The following is a 25,016-nucleotide window of genomic DNA, read 5'->3' as shown; positions in this document are numbered from 1 at the left end:
TTTAACTCACTTGCTTTCTTTTGCAATGGTACCCAACGACGCGTCCTTGACCAGATAACGGCCTTCCACATCGCTCAGCACTTTGAGGCTGTTGCGCGCCACGGCGAAGCCCATTTCGACTTCCTGCTTGAGGTAAACCACCTCACCGGCCTTGACGTTGATCGGCATGTCAGCCCAGTTTTCAGCTTTGGAACTGATCACGTGCTGGCCCGGCGACACGAAGAAATAAATGTACTGGTTACCACGGTTGTAACCCATCTCCGAGTCGGCTTCCTTGTCATCCAGGAACACGTTGAACCGCACCATCATCCCCACGTTGCTTGGGCGCACGACATACACCAGGCCTTTATCGGCGACGGCGGCCTTGGGCAACGAGTAGTTCGCCACGTCAGCCTGCATCTTCTCCACTGACGGCGTCGAGGAGCAGCCAAACAGCGTGGCCAGGGACAATACAACAGCAGCTTTGCAGAACAGCTTGATCATGTACTTCTTCCTTGTGGTGTGACGGTAGAGCGGGTTGAGAGCGCCGGCGATTGGCTGGCGCGGGTTCTTTGATGCGTTTAATCATCGCCAGGGTATCGGCCGCGGGGACGAATACGTGAAGCGTTGTGCGTGGACCAGCACTTTGATGCCTTGCGGGGGTTTAGGCGCGGGGCTTGTAGTCCGGCCCGTCGCCCATATGGCGATCAGGTTTGGCGACCTGACAAGAGAGTGCAAAAGCAACCCGCTTCTTCTATTTAGTTTTCCGAGACCCTTTGTTGCTTAAATAAATCTGTCCCCATTTCGCCTCTTATTTATTAAACCATGTTCTTCGGGATTGAAATTCTCCGGCCATATAGTTTGATCATCGTACGAAGCCCCCTCCAGATTACACTGATCCAGCCCGACAACAGTGACGTCCGCACCTGAAAACTCAACGTCTCGAAAGTCCCCCCCAACTACGGTGGCACCTTTTAAGCTTGCCAAGTTAAAGTCGACCTTAGAAAAATCAGAATACATAAGTAAAGACCCAGAAAGGTCAACACCTCTCATTTTGGATCCGACTAATATCGCACTAATCAGCGAAACATTTATCATTCTCGCATCATTCAATACAGAAAAATAAAATACAGAATTCCTCAGATCACAACCTGTAAAGTCGGCCTTACAAAAATCTAAGCCTTCAAATATCGCACGATGAAAACTAATACCTTTAAGATCCGCACCAACAAAGGTTTCAATAGGAAGCTCTAGGCATTCACCTGTCTCGAACTTTACTGTAATCATCTGCTATCCCAGTCCAAAGGTGAAATTTCAAAAAACAGAAAAACAGAAAAACAGGGATTAGACCACGTTTAGTGCTCCGCCAAAAGAATAGCGGTCTGACCCAATTTTTCCGACACTCCTTTTGCACCATCACCTATCCTGCATCAATATTTTTATAAACCTATCAAATGCCTGAAAAACAGATTCCCCATCTTCTGGAGAGAGCAACATATTCATAACCTGATCATCAAGAGCTAAGTCATATATATCCATACCCACCCAACCTTTAGACCAAAATTCGACAGCTCCTAACTTGTTAAAACCTTCCAGCTCTATCCTTTTAAGGTCACCAAAATCTCCATCAGCAAATGCTGAGTACTCTAGAGAAAACCCCGTCAAAAGTGGTTTTACGTTTTCATCAAACCAGGAGCTACCCATAATACCTCCCACTTCTTATCTAGAATTTCAATGTTCTTGATCGCTGGGAGATGCTCGCCGCCCTTCTTATTAAGTGAAAAATAGGGGTCAGATCACGTTTAATGCTCCGCCATAAGAATAAAGGTCTGACCCCATTTCTCCTCATTTCTCCCCTCAGGGTCTGACCCCATTTTTCTTTAGAAAATCACAGCCTAGCAGATGGGTGAGAAATAAATCCGTCCCCTTTTCCAATGTCAGTTAAGCCATATCAATGATTGGATTCGAAATTCGACTAGGAGAATCCGTTCATGCAATTGAATCCCTAGCCTAGCATTCATCAGAAAGTCTTTACTCTTCATCCCAAAAATTTCCGGGAGGCGCATACTCCCCACCACGTAAGACAGCGCACCAGCCGTAACTTCTATAAAACATCTCAAGATCAAGGATCTTGTAAATGCCTTCATTAATCTTCTGCAATGTAATCAAACCATTAGCAAAATGCGTATATCGACCGCCCGCCCCTGCGACGGCTCTTAACTCCAGCTCTCTACGATCCCATTCTGATACCACCCCCGATGACTCAGGAACAGTATCCGAAAACGAAATCTCAAATTCTTTTGAAACCTTGCAAAAGCAGGGTATTCGTTCCTGCCTGAGTAATTCATCCGTGATCATGTTTTCAGGGAAGTCGATATTTAATTTCACTTAAGTGCACTCCGAGGAACAACAACCTCACCTGAAAAATTTCTTTGAAAAAATAGGGGGCAGACCACGTTTAATGCTCCACCAGAAGAATAGTGGTCTGACCCCATTTCTCCCTTAGCGATTACTTCCCCGTTGGGCCCTCGCCGGAAGAATAGTGGTCTGACCCCATTTTCCCTACGTCTTCTGCTAAGGACTGCACAAGCGATGCCGACACTAACCTTCTTCCTACAACATTGGAGAAATAAAGCTCACCAGAAATATTAAAAATATCTTGCCTACCGTATTCACCTAGATCGCAGTTTGAAATCGGATTCAAAGAAAAACAGATAGACGCACCATCAGGCCCGCCATAGAGCTTCCCAATTTCAGAACTTTCAAATAGAAGACCAACCTCTTGAGGGGCAGAATCCCTCTCGAAAGAGAAAACATGGAATAGAGCATTTACTGACAGTAATTTCTTCCCGAGCACTATTAACAGCCAGGCAACCATAAGTCTAGGAGAGTTCATTACCTAACACCGCCCTTTGATGCACTCTGCAGAAAAATAGAGGTCAGCACCACGTTTAGTGCTCCGTCAGAAGAATAGTAGTCTGACCCCATTTTTCTCCACACCTAAATAAATTCTCCTCACTTAGACACAAACACCCTATGAAAATCAAATAAATCTGTGCCCTTTTCCCCGGCCCCCTTTTTCCCCGCAGATCGGATGCAAAAACACCGGCGCTAGGCCGGTGTCAGATCACATCTAGGCTTCTACAATTAACAGGAGACATTCAAACCGCAAGCAGAGATAAAATCACGTATCGGTATATCAAGAAAGCTACTCTCTCCAGCGGAAAGAACATCTTGCAATGTGACGATGCCTTTTCCAAAGTCCAAAGAAACGTCAAAGCAATTAAACTCGAACTCCCTGAGCAGAACGCTCTTTGAGCGCATCCGCTCATCAAAGGCATTTTTCAAAATAGAGCGAACGCTGTCGTCCAACTCTTGGACGACAAATCGTTCTATTAGTGTGCCGCCACTGCTCATAACCATTCCTAACTAGTACGGGAATGCAGTCTGAATCACACCATCCCGAACATTTATTTTGATTGTCGATGTTGGAGCGCCTGAGACGTTTGTTCCAATCACCTTACCTGCGTTGTACTCAATAACGTGCCCACCTGGTCCATTAGGCGTTACCTTCCCATATCTCAGTGCGTTATCAACATAACTAGAGACATCTTTAACAGATGTTCCTTGCGAGAACTTACTAACATTCGCAAATCCTGAGTCAGGTCCATGGCGATAGAATACATGCTCAATACCTGTCATCAAACCGCCTTTATTATAAGTGCTCGCGCTCCACGATGCATCTATTTGTCTTGGGGCTGGTAATGCCTTGATCGTGTCATCTACAACAGCCCCAGTTCCTTTTGGTACCGTCAACTCAGCCTTAACAACCTTAGCAGAAGAAAATTGGGGTCAGACCACGTTTAGTGCTCCGCCAGAGAAATAGTGGTCTGACCCCATTTCTCTCATTTCTCTCGCAGCGAATAGTTGCTGTCTTGCGCGGCCAGCAGGCTCAGTTCGTTGTCGGCGTGTACGTAGGCTTCGTTGCCGGCGCTGATTTTGCTGGCGACCAGGGTCAGGTCGGTGCCGGCGATGGCGATGAGGTCGCCGCCGGCTTTGAGTTCGGCGCTTTGTTGGGTGACGGTGTCGAGTTGGGTGGTGGTTTTGGTGCCGCCTTTTTTGCCTTTGGAGTAGTCGTGTTGTTCGTTGGCGGCGGCGGCCAGGGTCAGGTTTTCGCCGGCTTTGACGCTGAAGTCTTTGGCGGCGCTGACAGTGCTGGCGACCACGGCGATGTCGCGGCGGGCGTCGATGGCGAGGTTGCCGCCCACGTCCACGTTCGAGCCGTATTGCAGGGTGGTTTGCTCGGTGCCTTTGACGCGGCGGCGTTGGTAGGCGTAGTCGTCCTGTTCGGTCTGGCTGGCGATCACCACGTCGCGCCCGGCGGTCACGCTGGCGTTGCCACCGGCCTTGAGGTCGCTGCCGATGTTGAGCACATCGCGCCCGGCGTTGAGCTTGAGGGTGTCGGTGGCTTCGAAGCGCGAGGCATCGCTGGCCACGTCGTTGCGCAGTTGGTAGCCCTCGCCTTGCTGCTTGAAGGTGGTGACGGTGCGCTCGTTGAGGATGTCGCCGGTCACGGCGGTGGCGAGCATTTCCAGGCGGTTGCCTGTGCGTTGTGTTGGCTATTTGATGCCTTGCGCGTCTTTATGCTGAGGGCTTATAGTCCGCCGGTCGCCCATATGGCGATTCAGGTTTGGCGACCTGACGGTAGAGAATGCGCAAGCTGACGGCTTTTTTGCAGACACTTGTGCGCCCGCAAAGTCGTTTATGACGGCTGTGCGCGGGAGACCTTAGGGTCTGCCGGTTTTCTCTACTGCCGGTTCGCCAACCTGCGTACAGCTGTCACCCATACGTTTGGCGACGTTTGAGTGATGGCATCCATCACTTAAGTAGAGAGATATAAAATGACCTGATACATGCCACTGACAGGCCACGATTCAACCATCCCCGCGCTGGTGATCGACACGCAAGCCCCTCTTGATGTTCTCTATGATGCCGCTGCTTACCGCATTCGTGCAGTGACTCAGTTTCTGGAAAACCTGGCATTTCGCGAGGAAATCAGCAGTGATGCGATTGTCCTTCACGACTTTGCCTTGTTGCTGGCCATTCCATTGCGTGATGGTTGCGATCTCATGGATGTGATTGGGCGAAGGTTGATTTCGCAAGACTTATAAATAAATTCGGGCGGCGTAGAGCCGCCCGATCTGGCTAAACTCAGAGCCCATGATGTAAAAAATAAAAGCCAATTTATTAAAGAGCAAGTTATTGAAAAAGGCATACAGGACAATCATGAATAACAAACAACTGAACGAAACAAGCAAGTTCCTAAGTTATATCTTGCGCCATGAGCCTCACGCTATCGGATTGCAACTCGACGCAGAAGGCTGGGCAGACATCAACTCTTTGATTACCGGCGCAGCGAAAGAAGGCCGCATACTTGACCAGGCAATAATTCAGACAGTAGTGAATAGCAGTGACAAGAAACGTTTTACCCTCTCCGACGATGGCCAGCGTATTCGAGCCGCACAGGGGCATTCAGCGGCAGCCGTAAACCTTCAACACATGGAGAAAGAACCGCCAGAATTCCTCTACCATGGCACTGCAACACGCTTTCTTGAATCTATTCTTCAGCAAGGATTGATTGCAGGTTCACGCCACCATGTGCATCTATCGCAGGAGACTCTGACGGCTATCGCTGTCGGACAGCGCTACGGCAAACCAGTGGTTCTGAAGATTGAATCCCTGCGGATGTACCAACAGGGATTTAAATTTTTTCAGGCTGAAAACGGTGTTTGGTTGACTGAAGCGGTTCCCGTTAATTTTATTTCAGAGCAAAATCAACTACCGGACAGCTCATTGGATAAAAATACATCTACAGCCAGCACATGAAAAGTAAGATTCTCTGACAAAAACTGAATGCTGAAATGCCTCAACTTCGGCGGTTCGTGACTCGACACCGAACGCCATGCTTTCAAGTTACTCCTTACCAATTCGGAGTCTTTAAACTCAGTCAACTTACCCAGCCGAAACTCACTTGGATCACCGTCAAACTCAAAAATAGCACCTCCAGGGAATGGCTCCCGAATAAAGCATCGTACAGACTTGAACTCAACCTCCCGCCTTAAAGCCAGTACAACCTCTTCGCTATCAACTACAACCTCCTTCTCATACTCAATATCAAGTATCACATCCGAGCCAACGGAGTGGAATGATACTCTTGACTCACCATATCCTGGCAGCCACTCATATGGATCTAGTATTAATTTTGGCTGAGCTATTTTCATGGACGCACCGACTTTAATTGCTCTGCGCCTGTCGGCGGCAATTTGTTATTTTTTAACTGATCTGCTGCCAAATCATTGAATGTCTTACCAAAAAATAGGGGTCAGACCACGTTTAGTGAACCGTCAGAAGAATAGCTGTCTGACCCCATTTTTCGATCTGTTAACGTCCCTCTCTCTGCGTTAGCAAGGGTGCCTGCGCCTTGTGCACCGACTAGCTAGAATAGGAAGATATCAGAGCCTTTGCGATTATACCTTCCGCGGTGCGAGCGGATGCCAGCTTAGCCAACTCATCCATCGAGATTAAATTAGATTTTAAATACTCGTAAAAACCCTCTTGAAGCTCTGACTTTTTCACAGCAACAACGCCAAATTCCTCATATGCACTTTCAAAGGCAATCCATTTGCACGCGCTATCGCATAGAACTATTGGATAACCAACCTTTCCATCAAAAAAACTTTCAAACTTTTTACTCAGCCAACGAACATCGCTCTCTAAATCGCTTCCATCGAAGGAAAAACAAGAGTTCCCTAATCGCTCGCCTCCTGAAAACTTTATAAATACATCTGACTTAAAGCTGGAAACGCTATTCGATACCAACCCCGAAAAAATTTCAAAAAAGCAGAGCAATGGTCTCTCAAAAAACCAAAACAGAAATCCGTCACCAACAAAAACATTCATCGGCAAGTCTTTATTAAAATTTATGACACCTGACAGCCTATCAAGAAAAGAATTCAATTCTTTATCTTCAACTTTCAAAATAGCCATGACTACTCTCCTGAAAACCTGATTTTCGCAGTTGGTTTTTTCACCCCTTCTATAGTCAACGAGGCGGAAGGTTGCCCCGTGGACGTTGAAGATGGATAGAATCGATAGGTCTTCTGTCCATTAGTTAACACAGTAACTGAGCCATCCTGAGAAATTGTCTTTTTATAACCATTAGACTCAAGTGTCTTTATGGCGCTGCCCTGAGTAATGTTGGCCTCTATCTGTCCTGCACTATTGCGCGTAACTTTCGGCAAAAACTCAATCGATGTTGCTTTTGCACCAGCAGACTCAGCAACAGCCTTAGCGCCAGCCCCCAGCCCTCCCGAAAGAACGATACCAGCAATTTCCGCATTCGTAGCCTGGGTCGTTTTCTGCACCGTCAGACGTAGATCATCCTGATTTTTATCTATGAAGCCTTGAACAATCTCCTTCTCCTTCGGATTCAGATCACCGCTAACGTCATAGGTGTCGAGTGCTTTCGTACCACCTTCGACATCCGTTCGCAACGCATTACAGCTTGAGTAATCCTCGCAACCCAGCATCTGTCTGCCGGTTTTAGTATCACTGACGCCCTCATATTTCGCGGTGACCTTCGATCGACATGCATCAGGATCTCCCGCCCCCCGACATCCTTTTAAGTCTTTCACCAAATCATCTACTTCTGGATGATTCAGATAGTTGTACTGGGTCGCAGTGCCTGCTACCCATGCCCCCGTCTGCAGGCTTTTCGCATCAGCACCATCTAGTACCGAAGCCGCAAGCACACCAATCAACTGCGAATTCATGACCAGCAAACCTTTCTTCTGGTCATCGGGCATGGCTGCGTAGTTCTTGGCGAGGCTATCTACCAATGCTTCAGTTACGCCAGCTGCCAGCGCGCCGGTGCGGAAGTCGCCTCCAGAAGCCTCTGCTGCCAACCCGCCCATCAAGGCATGCAACCCAATCTTGGTAATGCCACCCTCTGCAAAGCGGTTCTTGGAAATATCCCCGACCAGGTTAAATCCATAAGCCGCAAATGCATTGGCCAAGCTATTTTGCAACGCCTCCCCAAGACGGGCTTCCCCTCCGAGCGCGCGATCCACCAAGACTGATGTCCCGTTTTGCAGTGCTTGGTTGGCCGTGAACTGCCCCACGCCTTGCCAGGTACTCAGCGGAAAATAGGGGTCAGACCACGTTTAATGCTCCGCCAGAAGAATAGTGGTCTGACCCCATTTCTCTGCTTATATAAAATGACCCGCTACATGCCACTGACAGGCCACGATTCAACCATCCCCGCGCTGGTGATCGACACGCAAGCCCCTCTTGATGTTCTCTATGATGCCGCTGCTTACCGCATTCGTGCAGTGACTCAGTTTCTGGAAAACCTGGCATTTCGCGAGAAAATCAGCAGTGATGCGATTGTCCTTCACGACTTCGCCTTGTTGCTGGCCATTCCATTGCGTGATGGTTGCGATCTCATGGATGTGATTGGGCGAAGGTCGACTTCGCAAGACTTATAAATAAATTCGGGCGGCGTAGAGCCGCCCGATCTGGCTAAACTCAGAGCCAAAAATGTAAAAAATAAAAGCCAATTTATTAAAGAACTAGACTTTAATATCTCAAACAAAAAAACACATACAAACCAAAAAAAAAAAACACTATACCTAAATAAACTCGCCTCCCTTAGACACAAACACCCTATGAAAATCAAATAAATCTGTGCCCTTTTTCAGGCGAAGCTGCACAGTTTTTTTGGGGCTGAGGACACTTGAAAATATTGGAGCGGGCGCTGCGTGATGAGGTGTGCCATCAAACGCAGAGCTTAAAATAAATTTGTGTGGATCCCTCAGGGTCTGACCCCATTTCTCTTTAGAAAATCACAGCCTAGCAGATGGGTGAGAAATAAATCCGTCCCCTTTTCCAACTCAAATAGGGTGCAAAACAGCGGCGCAAGGCCGGTGTCGATAGTGCTTGATCAAGTTGGGAATATTGAAAACTACATCTGTCGAATATTAGATAAAAAATCATAAAATTCTTTTTCTGTCATCTCAAACCCTGGCCCTTCGACCATTGCCATTAGTGACAACAACGCAACGTCTAAATCTTTTGCGAGAGAAAGGTTTGGATCTTGGTAAATATCAAGTGCCTCTTTTGATATTCTAAAAATATCAAATCCATCAGCAACTACTTTTCCAAGTCTATCAGCCACTATGTCTTCCATACTCATTGTTGCCCCCAACTTTTCAGCTCTGCTCCGGTCGGAGGGTAGTGCAGGCGTCCAACTCTTCCAGTAGTACCCACTAAATTTATTAGCGATTACTTCCCCGTTGGGCCCTCGCCGGAAGAATAGTGGTCTGACCCCATTTTCCCGTGACCCCATTTTCCCCAGAAAAATCGGCCCCCTCTCAGGGTCTGACGCCATTTATCGGCGATCCCTCAATGCCTGCCCCATTTTCTTCAGTCGCTGCCAATATCACACATAGTGCAGTAATAATTTGTTCCGGCTGATCATCTAAAGGAACGCCCCAACCGGTAATTTCTAACCCCGCATATTCTCTTTCAGAATAAAACCACTCTTCAGCGTCATCAAACTCCAAAGTAGTAAATGGCAAAAAATCAGAAACCAAACTGCCCAAACCAATACCAATTGGCAAAACACCTTTATACATAAGCTCTTGTGTTCGCTCTCCAGGAAAACTGAAGCTGTAAGCCTTGAGTGCAAATACCGCTCCATCTCTAATCACTATTGATAGAGCAGGCGTCCCCTTTAGAAGATCATTAACTAAAAACTCATCAAATAACGAAAAAGAATAACCGCCATTTCCAAACTCATCCACACCACAACTTCTTAATCGAAGCTCTGGAGAGCACTCAAATTGGTATAACTGGCTAGTCTCATCAATCAAATAGTTGAGTAACACTCGCGCCAGCACCTCTGCACCAACACCCAAAGGTATACCTGCGAGAGACACCGATGGCACGATTGGTGCTACCCAAGATATTGAAAACTGACTAACCTGTTTCATTCTGGCACCCATTTATTGATCGTGGGATTAAATATCACCTCTTGCCCCCGAGGATTCAAGTATTTGGTATTGGCATCATAAATAGGACCCTTGCTATTAAAAGTCGGCCTATAATCCACAGGATCGACAATTTTAACTTTACTTCCATCCATATACGTAAGCTTATAGTACTCTCCTTTATGGGTAGATAAAACATCACCTCCAACAGTAGATGGACTATATTGAATTTCTTTAACCCCCATGGTACCACCTTCCACCGTATAAACTTGTGCATTACCAGACGTGCTATTTTTTACCTTTGGCGTCAGTGTGGCGCCGTCCATTATGAACGATTGTTTAATATCATCTATTGATTTCCCCCAAACATTGGCGGGATTTCCATCAATATTTCGAGGGACGCCTGCTTGAACTGCTAAGTCTTCGCGCAAGCGATCGCGAGCCAACGGAGATGTTGCAGGAATTCCGTCTGCTACCTTTCCAGCAGAACCGACTTTTGCACCAACCCCACCACCAGGCTTCGCCCCAGGAATCCCCAACCCCGCAATCGCTAAGGCTCCAAACAGCAAATTACCCGCAGCATTCCATCCATCACCATTGATAGCCTGATTCGCTCCCTGACCCGCCTGAAGCACCCCGTTAGCAGCCGCAGCGATTCGGACAGTAGCGCCTAGCGGCCCCGAAAGCCCATAGATGGCAGGACTCCCTATATTTGAGAGCCCTTGCTGTTCGTTATTGATGCGCAAAACCCCTTTGGCATCCCTGTAAGTCAGCTCGTTAGCACTTTTATCCCTGCTCCACGAAAATTGCTCAGCCCAACTCAGCTCAGATCGCGCAGCATCCGCGTACGCATTTTTTGCATCGGTTGTACCAGCATAAGAAAACTCAGTGGAGGGCGTCGGCCCTTTGGTGAGGAGGCTTGAAAGTTCTTTAAGCGCCTGCGCCTCTCCCTTGGCTGCAGTTTGCTCGTAGGCGTAGACCTGAAGATAGGCATTTAACTCAACTATGTCAGCTCTGGATAAAGAACCAGGATTCTGCTTGTAAACCGCCAATAGGTTATCGCTGCGCTGATCCGCCCCTTCGAGAGTCACCAGCGTCTTGGCCGCTCCAATACTTCGGTCCTTCTCAAATGCTTCGCGCGCCTTATCCCGCTCAGGTGCGGAGTGATCTCCCAAAAAGTTGTACTGAGTCGAGTTCTGCGCTATCCACTTGCCCTTCTCTAGCTTGCTTGCGTCGGCATCCTTTTGACCTGCAGCAGCCAACACGCCTACGATTTGAGAGCTCATGGTCAATAAGCGTTCGTCGCCTTTCACCAGCTTGTTTAGGTCTGCGACCAAGGCTTCGTTAGCCCCGGCGGCTAAAGCACCCGTCTTGAAATCACCACCGGTCGCCTCGGCTAGTAGACCTCCGACCATGGCATGAATGGCAATTTTTTGCGCCGAACCATCGGCAAATACGCCCTTGGTGTAATCGCCCACGGCATTAAAGCTCGCGGCGGCCAGAGTGTTAAACAATGCGTTTTTTAACGCATCGCTGACGCTACCGCCTTGTCCTAGAGCTTTGCTTAGCAGCAACGAAGTGCCATTTTGAAGCGCTTGATTCGCTGCAAACTGCCCTACACCACCCACGGTATATAACTTCGGTCCGATTATTTTTCCGGTGGCCGTGTCCGTATGAGTCCCAGTCCATCCGTCAAAGTAAGCAGCGGTAAAGCCGGCCGTGGCACCGGAAATCACATACCCCTTCATGGCATCCGAGGAGGTGACATCTTTAAGCACTGCGCCCAGGTTCCCACGATTGTTAATGACACTAACCGTAGCGTTGGTCGCCGCTCCCGCCGCAACAGCACCTGTCGCAGCAGATATACCGGCAGCTGCTTCTACGGAGAGTGTTCCCGCAGTGACCATGCCACCGGTAGCCGTGCCCATGGCGCCCGCCGCCATAGGCCCAACCACCGCAGCCATCACAATCGCAATAATGATCTGCGAAGCCGGCCCCAACCCCGAGTTGCTGTACTTGAAGCTGTCATGAATCTCCTTGACCTGCCTCCAGTCCACATCACCCCTTGCCTCGGCGTCCTTGATCCACGCCAACTGGGGATCAGCCTTGACCATCGCATCAATGGATTGGCTGACGGTCTGTTGATTGACCTGATTGACGTCGATCTTCAGGCCTTCCACCGCTTTGATCGCGATGCTGCCTTCAGCAACCATCTGGGTCTGGCGCAGAGTTTCGTCGGTGTTGCCCTTGCCTTTGGAGGACACCCAGAAGGCATTGTTATTGCTCTTCTCATGACTCTCCTGCCGCAAATCCTTCACCGCCTCAAACGTCACCGCCCCACCACTGACAATCGCAATATCCCCGCCACTGTCGAGCTTCGCCGCTTGATACTTCTGGTCCCCGCCGCTCTGCAACGTCAGGTCGCCACCGGTCTTGATCTCACTCCCCACATTCGTCACCTGGGTGACTTCATCGCGCTGGGTTTTCTTGCTGCCCCAACCGCCCTTTTTGCTCATGTCGTACAGCGAATAGTTGCTGTCTTGCGCGGCCAGCAGGCTCAGTTCGTTGTCGGCGTGTACGTAGGCTTCGTTGCCGGCGCTGATTTTGCTGGCGACCAGGGTCAGGTCGGTGCCGGCGATGGCGATGAGGTCGCCGCCGGCTTTGAGTTCGGCGCTTTGTTGGGTGACGGTGTCGAGTTGGGTGGTGGTTTTGGTGCCGCCTTTTTTGCCTTTGGAGTAGTCGTGTTGTTCGTTGGCGGCGGCGGCCAGGGTCAGGTTTTCGCCGGCTTTGACGCTGAGGTCTTTGGCGGCGCTGACAGTGCTGGCGACCACGGCGATGTCGCGGCGGGCGTCGATGGCGAGGTTGCCGCCCACGTCCACGTTCGAGCCGTATTGCAGGGTGGTTTGCTCGGTGCCTTTGACGCGGCGGCGTTGGTAGGCGTAGTCGTCCTGTTCGGTCTGGCTGGCGATCACCACGTCGCGCCCGGCGGTCACGCTGGCGTTGCCACCGGCCTTGAGGTCGCTGCCGATGTTGAGCACATCGCGCCCGGCGTTGAGCTTGAGGGTGTCGGTGGCTTCGAAGCGCGAGGCATCGCTGGCCACGTCGTTGCGCAGTTGGTAGCCCTCGCCTTCTTGCTTGAAGGTGGTGACGGTGCGCTCGTTGAGAATGTCGCCGGTCACGGCGGTGGCGCTGATGTCGCGGGCGTTAATGATGCCGCCACGGGTGTTGCGGATCGAGTCAGTGGCGAGCATTTCCAGGCGGTTGCCAGCTTGCATCAGGCCACTGTTGTCGATGTTGCCGGCGACCATGCTCAGGTTATTGGTGGCGCGCAGGGTGCCGCTGTTGTGCAGGTCGCCGCCGGTGATCAGGCTTACGTCCTGGCCCTGGATCAGTGCGCCGTTGGGCGCCAGGCGGTTGTTGGCCTGGGCCAGGTAGAGCACTGGGGTCAGGACTTTTTGGCCGTTGACCTCGGCCTCTTCCATCCACACGATGTCGTGGGTCAGCGCCGCGACTTGCTCGGCGGTCAGCGACACGCCGAGTTGCAGCTTGAGCGAGTCCTTGTAGCTGATGGCGTTGTCCATCAGGTAACGGAACAGCGCGTCGTCACTGGCGATGCCGTCGATGTAGCGCTGGCCGGTGCGGGCCACCACGGCTTCGCGGATCAGGCGTTGCTCATAGAGGCCATCGCCCAGGCGTTTCCAGGCGGTATCAGGGTTGTAGCCCAGTTTGCCCAGCAGGTAATCGGAGCTCATGAACTGCTTGAGGTCGGTGAGCGCCGGGTTGGTTTCGATCAGGTATTTGTGGCTGTTGTCGACCGCGGCGATTTGCGGCAGCCCTTGCACGCGGGTTACCGACGGCGCGCGGCTGTCCAGGTTCAGCGGGCCTTGGCCAGTGACCGCGCCGCTGAGTGGCTGGCCATCGACGCTGAAACCACGCTCTTGCACGGCGCTGTAGTCCAGCGGTTTTTCGCGGTCTTTGCCGGCAATCTGGCGGCCACCGACGCTGAAGTCGCCAGTGCCCGTGGAGGCGCTGGCGGCGCTGTCCGCCTTGGCCTGTTGGCCGCTCAGGCGGAACAGACCGTTCTGGCCGGTGGGCAGACTGAAACCGGGCAAGGTGGCCGGGTTGACCTGGCGCTGAGCCAAGTCTGGCGGCAGTTGCGCGGTAATCGCCGGTTTCACCGTGGAGGCGAACACGTCGGAGTTGGTGTCGTGGTTTTGCGCCGGGGCCTTGATGTCGGTGGCGTTAGGGCGAATCACGCTGTTGTCGATTTTTTGCGTGGCGTTGACCGTCACTGAGCCAGCCGCCTGAATCACCGCCTGGGCAATAACACTGCCAGCGGTCGGCACTACGTAAGTGCTGGTTTCGTAAAAGTTACCAATGCCGGCCATGATCTTGGCCAGGGTCATCTCACCTGGGCGGTAGTCGCCGGAGTTGGGATTGTTATAGACGTTGAACTGGTTCTGGCGCTCCATGAAGGTGTTGTAGAAGCTGCGGTCACGGGTATAAAAGCCCGAATTCAGGTGCACTTCTTCGCCGCCGGCGGCGCCACGGTTGGTCAGCACGTCAGTGTTGATCAGGATGTTCCTGGCGGCCGACACCGAGCTGTAGAGGTTATCGAAGGTCTGGCTGCCGACGGTCAGGTCGCCACCGGCGTTGATGAACGCCGAGGCCGAGCTGCCGACCAGCACGTCTTCGTATTTCTCTACGGAGGTGAAGTACAGCTCGCAGCCCTTGCCTTTGCAGAAGTCGTTGGAATAGATATCGAGGTTGCCCGAGACCAGTTTCTTTTGCGTGCTGAACTGGTCGCGGCGGTTGCTCAGGGTGTCGGCCAGCAGGCGCATGTTGCCGGCGCTTTCCAGGCTGCCGGAGACGTTTTCGATCAGGCTGCTGCGCGCGCCCGCATCGTCGCGGGCAATGTCCAGGCCGCCGAGGCTGTAGACGTCGCCGTAGTTGTTGCGCACATCGTTGGCGCGCAAGGTCATGTCGTTGCCGCTGAACAGCAGGCCCCTGTCGTTGAGCAGGTGGGTGGCGTTGAGGCGGACTTTTTCCGCGCCGCCCAAAGTCCCGTAGTTGTTCAGGGTGGTGGCGTTTACCGTGAGGTCGCCGAGGGCGGTCAGGCGCCCGTGGTTGTTCAGGGTGCTGCTGTTGACCTGGGTGACCGCACCGCCGGCAATGCGGGCGTTTTCGCCCAAGTCCATGCTGGCGCTGGTGAGGGTCATGGCGCCGAGGCTGCTGACCCGGCCGTTGCCGCTGTAGCCGCCGCTGAGCGTGAGGTTGAGGCTGCCGTCACTCGCCAGCAGGCCGTCGTTGGTCCAAGTGTCGCCCGTGCCGGTCAGGCTTTGCGCGCCCAACAATTGGCCGCTGGCGGTCTGGGTGAATTGGCCGATGTCGAGGTTCAAGCGCCCGGCCTGGATCACGCTGCTGTTGGTCCAGCTCGCTGCTTTGATATCAAGCTGGCCGTTGGTGACAAAGCTGCCGCCGGCACGGGTGACTTGATCAGACGTCAGGTCGAATTTGCCGCTGCCGGTGTGCACGATGCGGCCACCGTTGTTGTCGAGGTTGCCGGCTTGCAGGTTGAGATTTTCGTTGGCACTTTCCAGCGCGCCGGAGCGGTTATCGAACAGGCCCGACACGTTGATATCGGTGTTGCCCGCGCGGCCGATGGCGCGCAAGTTGCCACCGGCGTTGTTGAGGGTTTGCGCGGCAAGGCGCAGGGTGTCGTCACTTTCGATCAGGCCGAAGCGGTTGCTCAAGGTGCCGGTGAGGCCGAAGTCGATGCTGCGGGCGCCGACCTTGCCGCCTTTGTTGGCCGCCGTGCCCTGGTTATCGAAGTCTGCGGCCGTGACCTTGAGCAAGGTGTTGGCATACACGCCGCCGCCCTGGTTGTTCAGGCTGCTGGTGACAATGCGGTTTTCACCGCCCAGGGCCGACAGGTGCCCCAGTTGGTTGAGCAAACCGCCCTTGGCGTCGATATCCAGCGATTGCGCCTGGGTGATGCCGCCGCCGTTGTCGAACAAGCCGCTGACCAGTTTGATCCAGCCTTTGCCGCTGTTGAGGATGCCGCCGCTGGTGTTGGCCACATTGGCCGCGTTCAGGTCCAGGTTGCCGCTGAGGCTGTCGACTCGGCCGCCCTGGTTGTTGAGGGCGCCGCTCAGACGCAGCAAGTTGTCGGTCTGGCTTTGTAAGGTGCCCTGCTGGTTATCGAGGGTGCGTGCGGCAAGCTCAAGCTTGCCCTTCTGGCTGTAGATCAGGCCGTCTTGCTGGTTGTTGAAGTCACCGGCCAGCAGTTTGATCAGCAGGTCCTGCTGGCTGGCGAGGGTGCCTTTGCCGCTATTGTTCAAATCGCCGCTGGCGAGGGTCAGGTCGAGCCGGTTTTGGCTGACCAGTTGGCCGCCACGGTTGTCGAGGCTGGCGGCGTTCAGCAGCAACGCGCCGCCACTGGCCAGGCGCGCATTGTTGGCGTTGATCAGTGCACCGCTGAGGGTGCCTTGCAGGGCGCCCTGGCTGATCAGTTGGCCGGCGCTGTTGTCCAGGCTCTGGCCGATCAGATTGATGTTGGCCGCGCTGATCTGGCCGCCACGGTTGAGGATCTGGCTTTGGGCGTGGTTGAAGCCCAGCGACTGGCTGGAGGAAATCAAGCCGTTGTTGCTGTTATCCAGGCGCCCGGCAATGCTGAGGCCCACATCGCCCTGGCTGGAGATGATGCCTTGGGCGTTGTTGAGGCTCGCCGCGCTGAGGGTTTGCAGGCCCTGGCTCACCAGGGCGCCCGCCGCGTGGTTATCGAGGCCGCCGCTGAGGTTGACTTGCAGGCTGCCGTTTTTGCTCGACAGCGTGCCTTCGGCGCTGTTGTCGAGGCTGCCGCCGGCCACGGTCAAACCGTTCCAGCCGGAGATCAGGCCTTTGTTGGCGTTGATCAGGGTGTTCGCCTCGACGCGCAGTTGATCGGTGCTGAGGATGACCCCGCGATCACTGTTGTCGATACGCTGGGCCGCTAAGCTGAACCCTATATTGCTGGAGATTTCGCCTTGTTCGCGGTTGGTCAGGTTGGCCAGGCGCGCAAAGCTCAGCGGCCCCTTGGCGCTGATCAGGCCGGCGCTGTTGTCGAGGTCGCCGCCTTGCAGGTCGATGGTCACGGCGCGCTCGCCGATCAGGCGGCCCTGGCGCTGGATCAGCTGTTGCACCACCAGTTGCAGGTTGCCCTTGGCCGAGATTTCACCGCCAAGGCTTGAATCCACACGCTGCCCCGCCAGGCTGAGATCGCCCTGGCTGTTGATCAGGCCCGCCGTGTTGTCGAGGTTGGCGACGCTCAGGCTCAGGCTCAAGGCCTGCTGGCTGCCGATCACGCCGTTGCGGTTGCTGACATCGGCCGCCGTCAGTGTGAGGCTGCCATCGCTGACCAGTTGCCCGCCCTGGCTGTTATCCAGCGCGCCGGTGCTGAGGGTTTGGCGGGTGCCGGCCGAGAGCCGACCTTTGTCGCTGTTGTTCAATGCGCCCGCCGTTGCATCCAACGTGGTCGCCGCGCTGATCAGGCCCTGATTACGGTTGTCAAAAGCGCCAGCGACCTTGAGGTCCAAAGCGCCACGGCTGGCAATCGCGCCACCGGCCTGGTTATTAAGGCTGCCCGCCGCCACCTGCAAAAGGTTCTTGGCCGACACCACGCCTTCGACGCTGTTATCCAGCGCCTGGGCGATGCGCACCTGCAAGCTGTCGCCACTGATGACTTTGCCGCCACGGTTGTTCAGCGTGTCGGCCACCACCGCAAAGGATTGCGTGCTGGAAAGCTCGCCGCCCTGGCTGTTGTCGACGCTGCCGAGGTTGCGCAGCAGTAATTGGCCGGGCGTGGCAATCAGGCCGTGGTCACGGTTGATCAGTTGCCCGTGGTTCAGGTCTAGGTCGATGGCGGTATTGCTGACCAGTTCGCCGTGGTCATGCTGGTCCAGCCCGGTAAGGTTTGCCTGCAGCGCGGACTTGGCGAAGATCGAGCCTTGCTGGCTGTTGTCCAGTTGCCCGGTTTTAAGCAGGATCCCGGCGTCACTGCTGATACTGCCGCGCTGGCTGTTGTCAAGGCTCGCACTGCGCAGGTCAAGCTGTTGTTTGGCGCTGATCACACCGGCCTGGCTGTTGTTCAGCGTGCCGGCATTGAGGGTTAACGCGCCGTCACTGAGTAACACGCCCTGCCCTTGGTTAAGCAGATCGCCGCTCAGGTTGATGTTCACGCCCGTTTGGCTGATCACGCGGCCGCCCAGGCTGTTGTCCAGTTGCCCGCCGTTCAATTCCAGGCTTTGGCGCGCCGCCAACAGGCCTTTGTTCTGGTTGAGCAGGCGTTGAACGGTGAGCACCAGGCCGCCGTCACCAATGACCTTGCCGCCACTGTTGGTAAGTTGATCGGCACCCAGCCGCACGCGGGCCTGGCTGGAGATTTCACCCTGCTGGTTGAGAATGCTCGGGCTGTACAAGTCGACGCCACGGGTGGCAGCGATGAGGCCACCGTTGCGGTTATCCAGGGCGGTGCCGGTAAAACTCAGCACGCCTTCGCTGACCAATTCGCCGGCTTGTTGGTTGAGCACGCCGACGGTTGCCAGCAGGTCACCCTTGGCGCTGATCCGCCCGGCGCCGTTTTCGATTTGACTGGCGCTGAGGCTCAGGCCGCCGTCGCTGCTCAGTCGGCCGCCGTTGCTGTTGTTGAGGCTGGCGAGTTCGACGCGGGTATTGGCCTTGCTGCTGATCACGCCTTGCTGGCTGTTGTCGACGCTGCCGCCGGTAAGGGTCATCGCCCCGTCGGCAATCACCAGGCCGCCTTGGTTGGCCAGGGTATCGCCGTGCAATACCAGGGTGTTTTTACTCGATACCAGCCCGGCCTGGGCGTTGTTGAGTTGGCCGACACTGACCTGCTGGGCGCCCTGGCTGACCAGGTTGCCTTGATTGTGGTTATCGAACAGCCCGGTGATGTTCGCGGTCAGGTTGCCCTGGCTCGCGACGGTGCCTTGGCCACTGTTGTCCAGGCTGGCGGCCTGCAGGGTCAGCAGGCTGGTGGCCGAGAAGATCCCCAGGCGGTTGTCGATTGCGCCGCTGGCGAGCACATTAAGGTTGGCGCCCAGCAGTTTGCCGGCGCGGTTATCCAGGGTGGTGGCGGTAACGGTGGTTTGGTTGGCGGAGATTTCGCCTGCCTGGTTGCTCAGTAGGCCAGCAGTTACGTGGGCCTGTTGCTGGCTGGCCAGCAGGCCGTTTTCATTGCCCACTTGCCCGGCAATCAGCGTCAGGGAATTGAGGCCAATCACGCGGCCGCTCTGGTTTTGCAGGGTGGCCGCCGTGACGTCGGTGCTGTTGTCGCTGTGCAACACACCTCCGGCGCGGTTATCCAGGCCCGTGGCATTGACCTTCAGCGATGCCGTGCCCAGCACGCGACCGCCACGGTTATCCACTTGGCCAGCGTTGACCACTGCGCTCGCGCCGCTCAAGGTCGCGTTCTGGTTGTCGAGGTTGTGTGCAGCCGTCACTGTCAGGGTGCGGCTGGCAACCACGCTTTGGGTATTTTTAAAGCTGCCCGCAGACACGCTGACATCGCCGTTGGCATTGCGCGTTTCATCGGCGTTGACGCCCGCCTCGATAATCCCGTTGTTGGTGACCTGACCATTGCTGGCCAGGGTGATGCTGTCGCGGGCGGCGAGGCTCTTCTGGTTGACCAGCGCCTGGGCGCTGGTGACCTGCACATTGTTACCAGCGTAAACCTTATCGGTCAGGTTGACGCTTTGCGCGGTGACGTTGATGTTGCCGGTGGCCGCTGTCTGCGCCAGGCTCAAGTGGCCGTTGGCATCCAGCTGAATATCGCCGCCACTGGCCGCCAGGGTGCCGTCGAGCTTCACGCCCACACCGGCTTCGGTGCCCACCAGTTTGATCGCACCGGCGTACATGCCGCCCAATGCCGACGAGTCGATCGCCAATTCCGGCTTGGCGCTGCCGTCATCGGCACGTGCCGTCGCATTCAAGGTCTGGGCGTTAACGTCGTTGCGCCCGGCAACCACGGTCAAGTTACGCGCGTTGATCTGGGCATTGATCCTGGCTGAGCGGGTGATGATTTCGAAGCGGTCCACGTTGCTGGCGTTCAAGCCCTGGCCGTCGATGGTCACGGCGCCGCCATCGACCTGGTAACGGTCCAGGCGGCCGTTGTCGAGCACCGGTTTGCCGGTGGTCAGGGTCACATTCGGCGTATTGATGAAACCGCAGCCGCTGCAGGTGATGCCGTAAGGGTTGGCCACGATGACCTTGGCCGACTGCCCCGCCACTTCGGTGTAGCCCCGCAACTGGCTGGGGCTGCCGCCGTTGACCTCGTTGAGGATGATATTGGCCGCGCGGCCCTGCAGGTTGGGGTTGCCGAGGATGATCCCGCCCAACTGGGTTGACTGTGTGATGGCGGTGGCGTTGTTGAGGATCACGCCATTGGCGCCGACGTTGTAGTCCTTGAACTGGTTGTGGGACAAGCCACTGCCATTGGGCGCGGCGATGTTCACCACCGGCACGCCATTGCCGGCCTGGCCGACGCTGGTGCCCGGTGCGCTGACCACAATGCCTTCGGCCTGGGCCAGCAATGGCTGCCAGAACAGCGCATTGGCCAGGATCAGGGCCAAGCCACGTTTGGGCAGGCCCAGGAACGCGTCACGGCTTTTCAGGGCAGCCGAAGGCTGGCGAACAAGGAAGGCAAACTGGCGAACATCCATTTCAAATTCTCGATGCAACGGGGCGTTGAATTACAGGAAAAAATCCATGCGGAAGTAGATCGGCGCTTCGCGTTCAAGCAGCGTGGCCGGTCGTTCCAGCGAGTGGGCAAAGGTCACACTGGTGCTGACGTATTGGCCGCGGGCAAACAGCTCCAGCGAGTTGCTCGAGACCCGCCCGTGTACCTCGCCGTTGTAGCGCGCATTGCGAATCACGCCTTGGTCATAGCCGACGCTGGCGCCGTACTCGCCAAACACTGGCCGCAGCCACTCCAACGTCACCGGGCGGCTCCAGCGCAGGTCGTTGCGCCAGTAACCGCCGCTGTCACCGTTGAGTTGCTGGTCTTTGTAACCGCGTACCGACGAGGAACCGCCGAGGCTCATGCGCTGCGGGCTGAACAGCACGTCTTCGCTGCGTTGGCCGGTGGCCAGGCTGGTAAAACTGAAGGACTCGCCCCACAGCCTGAACGGTTGCAGGTAGCTGACGGTGGCGGTGTATTTGCGGTAGCGCGCATCCGGCACGCCCGGGCCGGGGTTGTGATTGCCCTGGGCGTCGAACGCGCCAGTGCCGTTCTGCATGCCGACGTCGAGGTTGACGAAGGCGCTGCCAATCCGGCGCCCGTGGTTGATGCCCAACTGCAACTCACTGAGGCGGTTGCTGCTCTCTTTGAGGTGGCTGTCGTTGATGTAGTTGTTGGTGCGTAGATGGGCCAGGCCCACGTTCACCGAGGTTTTGCTCAGAGCGTCGCGGTGGATCACCCGTTCGGCGCGCAACTGGTGGTTCTGGCTGTCGCCGGTTTGCTTGAAATCAAAGCCGTCGCCCTGGGCCAGCGAGCGGTAATCGCTCTGGTTGTAGCTGTAGCTGAAGTTCCACCAACCCCACGGCACGTTGTAGTAGAGCATGGCGTTTTTAGAGGTTTTTTGATGGTCGCTGATGGCGTCATGGCCGCCGCGCAGCACCAGTTGATCAGCCAGGCCGAGCGGGCTGTCCCACTCAAAGCCGGTGCCCCACTGCTGCTCGCCGGTGCTGCGCTGCCCATCGTTATTGCGCGACAGGCTGGCACGCCAGGGTTTCTGCGGGTTGTTCTTGACCAACACGGTGCTGCCGCCCACTTCGCTGCCGGGCGCCAGTTCCATTTGTGCCTGGTTGGACGGCAAACGGTTGAGCTGATCGATGGCTTGTTCGACTTCTCGCAGGTTGAGCAAGTCGCCGGTGTGGCCGGGAAAGGCCATGGCCAGTTCGCGCTCGGACAGCTTGCTATTGTCAGCGCCTTTAACCCCCTCCAGCTTGCCTTCCACCACCAATACTTGCAGACGACCGCTGGACAGGTCTTGTTGCGGCAAATAGGCGCGGCTGGTGACCAGGCCTTTGTTGATGTAATAGTCGGTCACGCGCTTGAGCAATTCATTCAGCTGGGAGACCCCCAGGCACTGATTCACATAGGGCTTGACCAAGCGGTCGCGCTCATCGACAGACAGGTTGTCGGCGCCCTTGAGTTCGATGTGCTGGATGGGGAAGCAACGGCTATCAACCGGGGTGGCGGGTGCCACCGGTTTCAGCTGTTTGCCGGGCAAGTCCTTGAGTTCTTCAAGACGTCGCTGCTGTTCTTCCAGCAGGCGGTTTTGCCGGTCGCGAATCAGGTCCTGGTCACCCGGATTAGTCGCAGCGAAGGCGCTGTTGTGGGCGCTGAGGCACAACACTGTCAGGCACAGTAATGGCCGAATCCATGGCGTGGACAAGTGCATATTCGATCCGTCGATAATTGAAGGCGGGAAGCTATCATCGAACCTTGAATATGCCAACATTCCGGCAAATCATAAAACCATCACAAATCAATAACTAACTTATTGATATATATGCGAATAAAATGAATATGCGCGACTCTGACAGGTTATCTTTCCGACAAGTGGCAACAGACATTCACTTGACACTCTCAAGATTGCGACTAGTCAACTAGGAAAATTCCTAAGCAATAGCGGAATTTTCTTAACGTCATAAATAGCCGCATCTTTCATGCGCGTCTTTTAGTGTTCCAACGCATACCGCCGACAATGGTTGAGATACCCCTGCTCATGGCTGCCCACCAACTGCACCACACTGGTCCATAACCACGAGGGTGCATCCAATTGTTTGGAGCGGTTTTCCTGCAACACCGCCATCCACTCCTTGCGTGTATCACGGTCCATCTGCCGGGCATGGGCAATGCCGACCACGCGGGCCAGGTAACCGGCAGCGTGCATGGCGTCGATCTCGCTCAGCTCATCGAGTTCCAGTTTCATGTCTTGAGGCAGCAGTTCCCGGATGAAGAAACCGTGATCGAGAAAACGCGTGGCCAGCATGCGCTCGCCCAGGCCCGGTGACAGCTGGCGGGCGCCTTCCACCACGCGCCGGCCATTGTCGCGCGGCATCTTCGCGCGTGCCGCCCGGGGCGCGGCGGCGCCGACGGCTTCCTTGATGTCGATCAGGCAATATTCCTGGTCGTCCTTGTCGCCCACACCCAGCAAGGCGGCATAGCGCAGCAAGCCGAGGGAGCTGCAGCCTTTGACCCAATAGGCCGAATCGAGCAATTGGACCTTGGCATCTTTGGGTCGGCCTTTGAGCGAGGTCACCAACTGATGGATTTCATCCGAGGCGCAGACGCTCTCCAGCGCGCTTTTTTCCGCCCGCGACAATGACCAGAAGTGCTTGCCCAGCGGGATACTCGGCCGCGCGTTTTCGATGCGCTCACGCGCCAGGTTTTTCCAGGTGCGCTCCACGGCGCTGCGCATGACGGCCTTGACTTGGGACGGGCGCGGCGGCGCTTCATCGGGCTTGTCTTTGAAGGCTTGCTCGTAGCCCACCATCATTTCTTCGAGCATGCGTGCGGTGGTCACGCCCGGCAGGTCCGAGCCGCGTGCGGCGGTGGCCAGCGACAGCGCCAGGCGCACCAGGTCATGGGCCGGGTTGCCGATCACGGTTTGGTCGAGGTCGCGGATATGCATGTCGATACGGCCCTTGGTATCACCCGTGGGGCCGAGGTTGCCCGCGTGGCAATCGCCGCAGATCCAGATCGCCGGGCCATGGGGTAAACGGCGGCCGGGCTGGCTGTGCAGCCACTCGTAAAACTGCACCGTGCTGCCGCGCACATAGGCATGGGCCGAGCGGGCCATCTTCAGGTTGCGCAGTTGGACAAGGTGGGGCATGCGGGCAGAGGGGCGCGGAATTTTCATGGAGGCACTCGGTACGGGGTACGGTAGAGGTTAGCCTGTCACGAATGTTTCATTTTGTTTCAAGAATAAAAACTTCACGCCTGGGCGGTGTGCGCTTTCAACCAGCCTTTGAACGCGGCCATGGCCGAGGTTTCAGCCCGCGATTGCAAACGCGTCAGCCAATAACTGCCGGTGCTGATGCCCACGCTGAACGGCTGGCGAATCACATCACTCTCCAATTGCCGCGAGAACATCATCGCCGGTGCCAAGGCCACGCCGATGCCTTGCTGCGCGGCCTCCATCATCGCCAGGGACGAATCGAACACGATGCTGCGCGGCACCGGCGTGTCGGCTGGCAGCCCGGCGGCCTGGAACCACAGGTTCCACTCATCGGCGCGGTAAGAGCGCAACAACGTGTGCTTGAGCACGTCGTCCGGGATGTGCAATTGCTCGGCAATCTGCGGCACACATAGCACGGTCAGCGGCGCTTCGAGCAGTTGGCAGGCCTCGGTACCACGCCATGCACCGGCGCCGAAGCGGATCGCGTAGTCGAGGCCTTCGGCGGCGACGTCGACGCGGTTGTTGTGGGTCGACAGGCGCAGGTCGATAAACGGGTAGCGACTTTGAAAATCCGGCAAACGCGGCAGCAACCAGCCGACGGCGAAGGTACCCACCGCCCCGACGGTGAGCACTTCACGGTAATGGCCACCTTCGAACTGGCCTAAGGTAAGCGCAATACGGTCGAACGATTCGCGCACGACCGGCAGCAGGGTTTCGCCTTCGCGGGTCAGCATCAGGCCGCGTGGCAGGCGCTTGAACAAGGTGACATTCAGTTGCGCCTCCAGGCTTTTGACCTGGTGACTGACCGCTGCCTGGGTCACGCACAGTTCGATGGCGGCGCGGGTAAAGCTCAAATGCCGGGCCGAAGCCTCGAACGCGCGCAGGGCGTTGAGGGGTAAATGGGAGCGCAACATGCCTGACCCTAATTTTTCTAATGGCTGGTGCGAGATATCATCGTTTGCCCAGCGAACAAAATCCACCTAGATTTGCCCCGCCTGCGCAGGCCTTTATCGTCAGCACATCCTTT

17 protein-coding genes and 1 pseudogene are annotated in these 25,016 nt (G+C 55.4%); 3 read left to right on the top strand and 15 right to left on the bottom strand.

Annotation, left to right across the window (positions count from 1 at the left end):
* Window positions 1–6: 6 nt before the first annotated feature.
* The 7 genes from P5706_RS14470 to P5706_RS14440 form a co-directional block, all read right to left on the bottom strand.
* On the bottom strand, window positions 7–399 hold the full coding sequence (locus P5706_RS14470) for a DUF2846 domain-containing protein (protein ID WP_026013838.1): 393 nt from the start codon (window positions 397–399) through the stop codon (window positions 7–9).
* A gap of 363 nt (window positions 400–762) precedes the next feature.
* Window positions 763–1,266 (bottom strand): pentapeptide repeat-containing protein, encoded by a 504-nt coding sequence (locus P5706_RS14465; RefSeq protein ID WP_285679648.1) that lies wholly within the window; start codon window positions 1,264–1,266, stop codon window positions 763–765.
* A gap of 129 nt (window positions 1,267–1,395) precedes the next feature.
* Complete coding sequence (locus tag P5706_RS14460) at window positions 1,396–1,683, bottom strand: hypothetical protein (protein WP_285679647.1); 288 nt, start codon at window positions 1,681–1,683, stop codon at window positions 1,396–1,398.
* A 327-nt stretch (window positions 1,684–2,010) separates the two neighbouring features.
* Window positions 2,011–2,367, bottom strand: a complete 357-nt coding sequence (locus P5706_RS14455) for a hypothetical protein (RefSeq protein ID WP_163009543.1) — start codon at window positions 2,365–2,367, stop codon at window positions 2,011–2,013.
* 121 nt (window positions 2,368–2,488) lie between these two features.
* Window positions 2,489–2,875: a hypothetical protein gene (locus P5706_RS14450; protein ID WP_285679646.1), complete on the bottom strand. Its 387-nt coding sequence runs from the start codon at window positions 2,873–2,875 to the stop codon at window positions 2,489–2,491.
* Window positions 2,876–3,126: 251 nt separating this feature from the next.
* Window positions 3,127–3,396 carry a hypothetical protein gene (locus tag P5706_RS14445; protein WP_285679645.1) on the bottom strand — a complete coding sequence of 90 codons (270 nt, stop codon included), beginning with the start codon at window positions 3,394–3,396 and terminating at the stop codon, window positions 3,127–3,129.
* 488 nt (window positions 3,397–3,884) lie between these two features.
* Window positions 3,885–4,568, bottom strand: coding sequence for a hemagglutinin repeat-containing protein (locus tag P5706_RS14440; protein ID WP_285679644.1), 684 nt, complete (start codon window positions 4,566–4,568; stop codon window positions 3,885–3,887).
* A 324-nt stretch (window positions 4,569–4,892) separates the two neighbouring features.
* Here P5706_RS14440 and P5706_RS14435 point away from each other — a divergent pair, with 324 nt between their 5' ends.
* A complete protein-coding gene (locus tag P5706_RS14435; RefSeq protein WP_058421387.1) occupies window positions 4,893–5,150 on the top strand; it encodes a hypothetical protein in 258 nt (85 codons plus the stop codon).
* Between the two features lie 115 nt (window positions 5,151–5,265).
* Window positions 5,266–5,865, top strand: a complete 600-nt coding sequence (locus tag P5706_RS14430; protein ID WP_069785700.1) for an RNA 2'-phosphotransferase — start codon at window positions 5,266–5,268, stop codon at window positions 5,863–5,865.
* Window positions 5,866–6,471: 606 nt separating this feature from the next.
* Here P5706_RS14430 and P5706_RS14425 read toward each other — a convergent pair.
* Window positions 6,472–7,026: a hypothetical protein gene (locus tag P5706_RS14425; protein ID WP_285679643.1), complete on the bottom strand. Its 555-nt coding sequence runs from the start codon at window positions 7,024–7,026 to the stop codon at window positions 6,472–6,474.
* A 664-nt stretch (window positions 7,027–7,690) separates the two neighbouring features.
* Window positions 7,691–8,189, bottom strand: a pseudogene (locus P5706_RS37215) (DUF637 domain-containing protein); the annotation flags it as partial.
* A gap of 78 nt (window positions 8,190–8,267) precedes the next feature.
* Between P5706_RS37215 and P5706_RS14415 the strand changes: the two are divergent.
* A complete protein-coding gene (locus P5706_RS14415) occupies window positions 8,268–8,525 on the top strand; it encodes a hypothetical protein (protein WP_502945479.1) in 258 nt (85 codons plus the stop codon).
* A 476-nt stretch (window positions 8,526–9,001) separates the two neighbouring features.
* On the opposite strand, the gene P5706_RS14410 is transcribed toward P5706_RS14415, so the two are convergent.
* From P5706_RS14410 to P5706_RS14385, 6 genes are all read right to left on the bottom strand, one after another.
* Entirely contained in the window at window positions 9,002–9,232 is a 231-nt protein-coding gene (locus P5706_RS14410) for a hypothetical protein (protein ID WP_285679641.1), read from the bottom strand.
* A 178-nt stretch (window positions 9,233–9,410) separates the two neighbouring features.
* Window positions 9,411–10,031 carry a hypothetical protein gene (locus tag P5706_RS14405; protein ID WP_285679640.1) on the bottom strand — a complete coding sequence of 207 codons (621 nt, stop codon included), beginning with the start codon at window positions 10,029–10,031 and terminating at the stop codon, window positions 9,411–9,413.
* On the bottom strand, window positions 10,028–20,743 hold the full coding sequence (locus P5706_RS14400; RefSeq protein WP_285679639.1) for a two-partner secretion domain-containing protein: 10,716 nt from the start codon (window positions 20,741–20,743) through the stop codon (window positions 10,028–10,030). The genes P5706_RS14405 and P5706_RS14400 overlap by 4 nt, the downstream gene beginning before the upstream one ends.
* 30 nt (window positions 20,744–20,773) lie before the next feature.
* Entirely contained in the window at window positions 20,774–22,486 is a 1,713-nt protein-coding gene (locus P5706_RS14395) for a ShlB/FhaC/HecB family hemolysin secretion/activation protein (RefSeq protein WP_285679638.1), read from the bottom strand.
* 279 nt (window positions 22,487–22,765) lie between these two features.
* On the bottom strand, window positions 22,766–23,950 hold the full coding sequence (locus tag P5706_RS14390) for a DUF2252 domain-containing protein (RefSeq protein ID WP_285679637.1): 1,185 nt from the start codon (window positions 23,948–23,950) through the stop codon (window positions 22,766–22,768).
* A 74-nt stretch (window positions 23,951–24,024) separates the two neighbouring features.
* Window positions 24,025–24,903 carry a LysR family transcriptional regulator gene (locus P5706_RS14385; protein WP_285679636.1) on the bottom strand — a complete coding sequence of 293 codons (879 nt, stop codon included), beginning with the start codon at window positions 24,901–24,903 and terminating at the stop codon, window positions 24,025–24,027.
* Window positions 24,904–25,016 lie beyond the last annotated feature (113 nt).

The organism is Pseudomonas sp. ChxA (assembly GCF_030263855.1).
In the GTDB taxonomy this organism is placed as follows: domain Bacteria; phylum Pseudomonadota; class Gammaproteobacteria; order Pseudomonadales; family Pseudomonadaceae; genus Aquipseudomonas; species Aquipseudomonas fluorescens_CB.
This window is presented reverse-complemented; position numbering and strand designations above follow the sequence as displayed.

What these genes read in the sequence shown, in the direction of transcription:
- P5706_RS14470 (WP_026013838.1), bottom strand. Translation starts at nt 399, where the DNA reads ATGCAGGCTGACGTGGCGAACTACTCGTTGCCCAAGGCCGCCGTCGCC.
- P5706_RS14465 (WP_285679648.1), bottom strand. Translation starts at nt 1,266, where the DNA reads ATGATTACAGTAAAGTTCGAGACAGGTGAATGCCTAGAGCTTCCTATT.
- P5706_RS14460 (WP_285679647.1), bottom strand. Translation starts at nt 1,683, where the DNA reads ATGGGTAGCTCCTGGTTTGATGAAAACGTAAAACCACTTTTGACGGGG.
- P5706_RS14450 (WP_285679646.1), bottom strand. Translation starts at nt 2,875, where the DNA reads ATGAACTCTCCTAGACTTATGGTTGCCTGGCTGTTAATAGTGCTCGGG.
- P5706_RS14445 (WP_285679645.1), bottom strand. Translation starts at nt 3,396, where the DNA reads ATGAGCAGTGGCGGCACACTAATAGAACGATTTGTCGTCCAAGAGTTG.
- P5706_RS14440 (WP_285679644.1), bottom strand. Translation starts at nt 4,568, where the DNA reads ATGCTCGCCACCGCCGTGACCGGCGACATCCTCAACGAGCGCACCGTC.
- P5706_RS14435 (WP_058421387.1), top strand. Translation starts at nt 4,893, where the DNA reads ATGCCACTGACAGGCCACGATTCAACCATCCCCGCGCTGGTGATCGAC.
- P5706_RS14430 (WP_069785700.1), top strand. Translation starts at nt 5,266, where the DNA reads ATGAATAACAAACAACTGAACGAAACAAGCAAGTTCCTAAGTTATATC.
- P5706_RS14425 (WP_285679643.1), bottom strand. Translation starts at nt 7,026, where the DNA reads ATGGCTATTTTGAAAGTTGAAGATAAAGAATTGAATTCTTTTCTTGAT.
- P5706_RS14415 (WP_502945479.1), top strand. Translation starts at nt 8,268, where the DNA reads ATGCCACTGACAGGCCACGATTCAACCATCCCCGCGCTGGTGATCGAC.
- P5706_RS14410 (WP_285679641.1), bottom strand. Translation starts at nt 9,232, where the DNA reads ATGAGTATGGAAGACATAGTGGCTGATAGACTTGGAAAAGTAGTTGCT.
- P5706_RS14405 (WP_285679640.1), bottom strand. Translation starts at nt 10,031, where the DNA reads ATGAAACAGGTTAGTCAGTTTTCAATATCTTGGGTAGCACCAATCGTG.
- P5706_RS14400 (WP_285679639.1), bottom strand. Translation starts at nt 20,743, where the DNA reads ATGGATGTTCGCCAGTTTGCCTTCCTTGTTCGCCAGCCTTCGGCTGCC.
- P5706_RS14395 (WP_285679638.1), bottom strand. Translation starts at nt 22,486, where the DNA reads ATGCACTTGTCCACGCCATGGATTCGGCCATTACTGTGCCTGACAGTG.
- P5706_RS14390 (WP_285679637.1), bottom strand. Translation starts at nt 23,950, where the DNA reads ATGAAAATTCCGCGCCCCTCTGCCCGCATGCCCCACCTTGTCCAACTG.
- P5706_RS14385 (WP_285679636.1), bottom strand. Translation starts at nt 24,903, where the DNA reads ATGTTGCGCTCCCATTTACCCCTCAACGCCCTGCGCGCGTTCGAGGCT.